The organism is Streptomyces sp. H27-H5 (assembly GCF_026627505.1).
In the GTDB taxonomy this organism is placed as follows: Bacteria; Actinomycetota; Actinomycetes; order Streptomycetales; family Streptomycetaceae; genus Streptomyces.
Map to the genome: position 1 here is coordinate 1 of NZ_JAPNLK010000196.1, position 6,032 is coordinate 6,032.

The following is a 6,032-nucleotide window of genomic DNA, read 5'->3' on the forward strand; positions in this document are numbered from 1 at the left end:
TCCGGCCACGACCGCGGCGACATCGACACAACAAGCCCCTCCCCGGCCGGACCCTACCGACACAGGAACAACCTGCCCACCCGCTCCCACCAGCACCCTCAGCCACACGAATTAACCATCAGGGTCGGAGCCGTCCGCAAACGATTTACGCGCCACCGGCCGATCGGGGCCGGAGCGCGGGTCGGAGTGGGGGCGGCGGTGAGGCCGCGATGTGGCTGCGTACCGGCCGGGTTCAGCGCTTCAGCGGGAGCCCCGCATGAGCTCCGCCAGGCTGTGGTCCACGTCGAGGTAGAGGTGCTCCAGGCCCGGCGGGACGACCGTGGAGGCCCGCTCCAGGAACCGCTGGAGGTCGGCCGTGGTCATCAGGACGATCGCCACTCCCTCGGGTGCGTGGAACTCGACCGTGGTGCGCTCGGCGTCGTACGGGCGCACGCGCACGTCGCCGTGGCCGGCCGGGCGTTGCAGCCCGCACTCCAGCAGCTCGCGCGCGAACGTCCAGGAGATCTCGATGCCTTCCAGGGTGGCCGGGGCGGGAAAGGCCATGCGGACGGCGAAGGGATCCGACCGGTCGTAGCAGAGCGTGACGGGCACGGACTCCACCTTCGGTGCCGTGGCGACCAGTCGGGCCTGCACGGCCTGCTCGATGACAGTGATCAAGGCTCGCTCCCTTGCGGCGGATCTGTCGCCGGGTTGTGGGGTGGCTCCCGGCAACGGGGTAGACGCCTGAAACGGCGGTTCCGTGCACGCCGGATTGCGTGAGCTGCGTCACCGATTGGCTTGATGACACCTGTGTGATCGCACAGGGTGACCGGACGGCGGTTGTGGGGCAAGGAACCCGGCCGGCTCCGAGGCCGCCGAGGCGCTCGCAGTAAGGCCGGTTCCCGCTCACTCCGCAGGCGCAAGCAGGCGCATGCAGGCTCAAGTAGGCCCAAGCAGCCGCGAGCGGGCGCTCGGCGCGGCCCCGGACGGTCGCGTACGCAGAAGGTCCGGCCGGAGTCGGGGTGGCCGGCCGTCCAGCCGCACCCGGGGCGATCGGTCGGACGCACCCTGGACGGAGAATCGGGGGTGCGTTAGCTTCCGGCGCCATGAGACTTCTGGGAATTGGCATGTGCGCGGCAGTTCTTCTGGTGGGTGTCGCGGCCGCACCGGCGCCGGCGGCGACGGTCGAGGCGGTGGGGCCGTCGCAGTCGGCGGCGCCGCCGGTGCCTGCGACGTCGTCGGGTTCCCCGGCTTCGCCGGAGGTGGCCTCGGCCGCGGACTTACGGGATCCGCGCGGCGTGGGCTGGTCGTTGAAGGCGACCGGCAAGGACGCGGTCCGCTTCCGCGGGCTGGCGGCCGTCAACCGTTCCACGGCCTGGTTGGCCGGTTCCAAGGGAACGATCCTGCGGACCGTGGACGGCGGACGCGCCTGGCGGGACGTCTCGCCACCCGGGGCGGTTGCCGAGGGGCTGGAACTGCGCGACATCGAGGCCTTCGACGCGCGGCGGGCGGTGGCCCTGTCCATCGGTGAGGGCGAGGCGTCCCGGGTGCTGCGGACCGAGGACGGCGGGGCGACCTGGACCGAGACCTTCCGCAACCTCGACCCGCGCGCCTTCTACGACTGCCTCACCTTCTTCGACTCCCGCCACGGACTGGCCGTGAGCGACCCGGTGGACGGGAAGTTCCGCGTCCTGTCCACGGAGGACGGCGGCCGGAACTGGCGCGTGCTGCCGGACGCCGGGATGCCGGCGGCGCTGCCCGGGGAGGCCGGTTTCGCGGCGAGCGGCCAGTGCCTGGTCACCGCCGGGTCGCGCGACGTCTGGCTGGCCACGGGCGGGAGCACGGTCGCCCGCGTCCTGCACTCGGCGGACCGCGGGCGCACCTGGCGGGTCACGGAATCCCCCGTACCGGCCGGCGACCCGGCCCGCGGGGTCTTCGCCCTGGCCTTCCGCGACCGTACGACGGGACTCGCGGTCGGCGGCGACTACCGCACGGGCGAGGCCTCGCCGAGGGCCGCGGCCGTGTCCGTCGACGGGGGCCGCACCTGGCGTCCGTCGACCACCCCGCCGCCCGCCTACCGGTCGGGCGTGACCTGGCACCCGTACCTCCGCACGGCGGCGCTGGCGGTGGGCCCGACGGGTACGGACGTGACGCTCGACGGGGGCCGCACCTGGCGGCCGCTGGAGGAGGGCTCGTACGACACGGTCGACTGCGCGGCGGACGGCGGCTGCTGGGCGTCGGGCGAGAAGGGACGGGTGGCGCGACTGGAACGGCGCTGACGCCCTTCGGGGTGCGCCTGGCGTGCGGCCCCGGCCGCCCCGAAGTCCGGCCCGGGCCGGCGCCGCCCGGGTGCGCCGCCCCGGGGGGCGCGGTGATAAGGACGCGACGAGAGCCATGACGAAGCCGTCGTAGCCCTTGGAGCCCACCGTCTGCAGGGCGGTGGCGCTCAGCCTCGGGTGCTCGGCGATGAGTTCGGTGAGCCGTCGGACGCCCTGGACCCGGGGGTCCGTGCTGTCGCCGTCGACGACGGCTCCGTCCCGGACGACGTTGTCGCCGATGATGACGCTGCCGGGCCGGGTCAGCTTGAGCGCCCACTCCAGGTACACGGGGTTGGACGGTTTGTCGGCGTCGATGAACACCAGGTCGAACGGTTCGCCGTCGGCGAGCCCGGGGAGCAGGTCGGCGGCCCTGCCCCGGCGGATGTCGACGACGTCGGCGAGGCCCGCGCGGGCGATGTTGGCGGTGGAGACGTCCGCGCACCGCTCGTCGGCCTCCAGGGTGACCAGCCGGCCGCCCTCCGGGAGGGCGCGGGCGAGCCAGCTGGTGCTGTAGCCGCCGAGCGTGCCGATCTCCAGGATGGTGCGGGCGCCGCGGATGCGGGCGAGGAGGTGGAGCACCTTGCCCTGGTTGGGGGCCACCTGGTGCGCGGGCAGGCCGGCCGCCAGGCTGTCGGCGGTGGCGGCGGTGAGCGCCGCGTCCTCCTCGACCAGGAGGCCGTCGAAGCAGTCGTCGACCGCGGTCCACGTCTGCTGAGGCACGGGTCTTCCCCCCGTAGTGAGTTCCTAAAGGAAACTTACTGCGGGGTGGACGCGGAGGCGACCTAGGTCGCCGGGTTCTCGCGGACCGTCGTGAGGTCCGCCGAGGTCTTGGTGGCGATGAACTCGGTGATCCGGTAGGCGCACACGCCCGCCACCGTGAAGGGGTCCTCGGCGGCGATCGTCTCGATCTCCGCGCGGGAGACCCCGCCGGCCAGGATGATCCCGCCGTCGCGCGGGACCTTGCGGCCCGAGGCGAGGAAGACGCCGGAGGCGTAGTGGCCGTCCAGCCAGGCGATGTGCGCGTCCATCTCCTCTTCGACGGATTCGACGGGCGCGGTGTAGGTGAGCTCCATGACGAACATGATCGCCAGGCTACTCTCGGACCATCATGACGAGTGCGAAGACCCCCGCCGACGAGGCCGAGGCCCGGGCGATACAGGACGAACTGCGCAAGGGCGTGGTGCTGGACGAGGTGGGGCCGCCGGTCGGGACCGGGCTCATCGCGGGCGTGGACGTCGCCTACGACGACGAGCGCGACCTCGTGGCGGCCGCTGCCGTGGTCCTGGACGCCGCCACCCTGGACGTGGTCGAGGAAGCCACGGCCGTGGGCCACGTCAGCTTCCCCTACGTGCCGGGCCTGCTGGCGTTCCGTGAACTGCCGACCGTGCTGGCCGCTTTGGAATCCCTGACCGCCACCCCGGGACTGGTCGTCTGCGACGGCTACGGGCTGGCCCACCCGCGCGGCTTCGGCCTCGCCTGCCACCTCGGGGTGGTCACCGGGCTGCCCAGCATCGGAGTCGCGAAGAACCCGTTCACCTTCACGTACGAGGAACCGGGCGCCCGCCGCGGCGACGCCTCCCCGCTGCTCGCGCCCGACGGGGCCGTCGTCGGCCGGGCGCTGCGCACGCAGGACGGGATCAAGCCGGTGTACGTGTCGGTGGGGCACCGGGTCTCGCTGGACAACGCCTGCGCGCACACGCTCGCGCTGGGCCCCCGCTACCGGATTCCGGAGACGACCCGGCGCGCCGACTCCCTGTGCCGGCGCGCCCTGCGCGAGGCCGTCGCGGAGTAGGCGGCCCGACGGCCGGGCCGCCCGGATCGACTCCCCGCCCCGAGCCCGGCGCTCCGGCCGCTTCCCGAAGCACGGGACCCGGCGCACGGGCCCCGAAGCCCCGGTTCTCTCAGTCCTCGGCCGCCACCCGGAAGCGGATGCCCGCCTTCTGGAGCCGGTCCAGGAGCGCGTCGCCCATGGCCACCGCCGTGGTGAGCTGGCCGGAGGTGTCCGGGAGGGCGTCGTGGGCCAGGCAGAGCGCGGACTCCGCGAGCATCTTCGCCGTCTCCCCGTAGCCGGGGTCGCCGCCCGAGACCTCCGTGAACACCCGGCGGCCCCCGCCCGTACCGACGAAGCGCACCGTGAACCAGCTGCGGGCGCGTCGTTCGGCGTCGGGGCCGCGGCCCGGTTCCCAGCGGCTCATCAGCCAGCGTCGGGCCGCCGGGACCTGGGCCAGGGCCGCCGTCGCGCCCACCGCGACCGAGCCGCCCACCGCGACGGGCAGGTGCTTGACCGAGGCGTGGTGCCGGTAGCGGAAGTCGGGCCCGTACCGTTCCAGCGCGGCCGCCGACCGGGCCACGATCGCCACGTCCAGGGTCGGCAGGGGCAGCGCCCAGGTGCCGGTCTCGCGGCTGTAGTGCGGGTGGCCGCCCGTGCCCCGTACCCGCCGCTCGGGCCGCCGCGGTTCGTGCAGGCGCCGCTCGCGGGCCGCGGCCAGGGTCTGCGGGCCCCGGCTCATGGCGGTGAGCGCGGAGGCCAGGGTGCCGCCGGACAGCATGGCGTTGGAGCGCATGAACCCGTCCACGCGCAGCGGCACCCCGGCCGGCAGCCGGCCCACCGTGAAGTACGCGCCGAGGTCGGCCGGAATGGAGTCGAAGCCGCACGCGTGCACCAGCCGGGCGCCCGTCTCGCGGGCCCGCGCGTCGTGCTCGACGTACATCCGGTCGACGAACTCCGGTTCGCCGGTGAGGTCGACGTAGTCGGTGCCCGCCTCGGCGCACGCCGCGACCAGCTCCGCCCCGTACCAGACGTACGGCCCGACGGTGCTGGCCAGTACCCGGGCGGAGGACGCCAACTCCCGCAGGGTGTCGGGGTCGCCGGAGTCGGCGCGGATCAGCGGCAGGGCCGCGCAGGCCGGATCGAGGGCGGCGAGGCGCTCGCGCAGCCGCTCCAGTTTGCCGAGGTCCCGCCCCGCCAGGGCCCACCGGCAGTCGGCCGGGGCGTTCGCCGCCAGATACTCGGCGGTGAGTGCCCCGACGAACCCGGTGGCCCCGAAAAGCACGACGTCGTAAGCCCGTTCCGGATCGTGGTGCCGAACCCGCTCGTTCATGGACCGCTCCTCGCAGCTGGTGTCGGTGGCTGAGGCTAGCGTGAGGGACGGCTGTCCGTACGGGCAGGTACGCGCCGGGCGCGCATCGCGCGGGTACCGGGGCCGCCTGCGGTGAGTGGAGGTGTCGGTGAAGGCTGCGGTGCGCAAGTGGGAGGCGGTGCGGGGGTTCGCCCTCGGGTTGCCGGAGGTCGTCGAGGAGTTCCCCTGGGGGCCCGAGGACGCCGTGATGAAGGTCCACAAGAAGATCTTCGTCTTCCTGGGCAACACGGACGGGCCGCCGGGCATCTCCGTGAAACTGAAGGACGAGGCGCTCCACGGGCACGCCATGACCGCTCCCGGGGCGGAGCCGACCGGGTACGGCCTGGGCCGGTCGGGGTGGGTGTCCGTGCCGCTGGGGGAGAAGGGTGCGCCCTCGGTGGAGGTGCTGTGCGAGTGGGTGGAGGAGAGCTACCGCACGGTGGCCCTCAAGCGGCACGTGAAGGAGCTGGACGCGCGAATCGAGGCAGATGGCTAAGTGGTCTGCGTCGTAAGTCCTTCGGGGGTTGATCACGCGGCCTTGGCGGCGGAGGATTCTTCTGGGTGATCGGCGGTGTGCTGGTCGAGCCTGGCCAGGAGATCGTCCAGGTCGGAGGTG

The 6,032-nt window shown here is 73.6% G+C and carries 6 protein-coding genes and 1 pseudogene; 3 read left to right on the forward strand and 4 right to left on the reverse strand.

Annotated elements, in window-relative coordinates; translation table 11 throughout:
* Positions 1 to 240: 240 nt before the first annotated feature.
* Positions 241 to 657, reverse strand: a complete 417-nt coding sequence (locus tag OTB19_RS41185) for an SsgA family sporulation/cell division regulator (RefSeq protein WP_267803989.1) — start codon at positions 655 to 657, stop codon at positions 241 to 243.
* A gap of 449 nt (positions 658 to 1,106) precedes the next feature.
* Here OTB19_RS41185 and OTB19_RS41190 point away from each other — a divergent pair, with 449 nt between their 5' ends.
* Positions 1,107 to 2,258 carry a WD40/YVTN/BNR-like repeat-containing protein gene (locus OTB19_RS41190; protein ID WP_420717021.1) on the forward strand — a complete coding sequence of 384 codons (1,152 nt, stop codon included), beginning with the start codon at positions 1,107 to 1,109 and terminating at the stop codon, positions 2,256 to 2,258.
* A gap of 99 nt (positions 2,259 to 2,357) precedes the next feature.
* Here the strand turns inward: OTB19_RS41190 and OTB19_RS41195 are convergent.
* Positions 2,358 to 3,017, reverse strand: a pseudogene (locus OTB19_RS41195) (O-methyltransferase); the annotation flags it as partial.
* Positions 3,018 to 3,079: 62 nt separating this feature from the next.
* Positions 3,080 to 3,379 carry a YciI family protein gene (locus OTB19_RS41200; RefSeq protein WP_267803990.1) on the reverse strand — a complete coding sequence of 100 codons (300 nt, stop codon included), beginning with the start codon at positions 3,377 to 3,379 and terminating at the stop codon, positions 3,080 to 3,082.
* 26 nt (positions 3,380 to 3,405) lie between these two features.
* Here OTB19_RS41200 and OTB19_RS41205 point away from each other — a divergent pair, with 26 nt between their 5' ends.
* The gene (locus tag OTB19_RS41205; RefSeq protein WP_267803991.1) at positions 3,406 to 4,089 is read left to right on the forward strand and encodes an endonuclease V; all 684 of its coding nucleotides are present in this window, start codon (positions 3,406 to 3,408) and stop codon (positions 4,087 to 4,089) included.
* A gap of 109 nt (positions 4,090 to 4,198) precedes the next feature.
* Here the strand turns inward: OTB19_RS41205 and OTB19_RS41210 are convergent, their stop codons facing one another.
* Complete coding sequence (locus OTB19_RS41210) at positions 4,199 to 5,398, reverse strand: saccharopine dehydrogenase family protein (protein WP_267803992.1); 1,200 nt, start codon at positions 5,396 to 5,398, stop codon at positions 4,199 to 4,201.
* Between the two features lie 115 nt (positions 5,399 to 5,513).
* Here OTB19_RS41210 and OTB19_RS41215 point away from each other — a divergent pair, with 115 nt between their 5' ends.
* Entirely contained in the window at positions 5,514 to 5,912 is a 399-nt protein-coding gene (locus OTB19_RS41215; RefSeq protein ID WP_420717020.1) for an MmcQ/YjbR family DNA-binding protein, read from the forward strand.
* Positions 5,913 to 6,032: the final 120 nt, after the last annotated feature.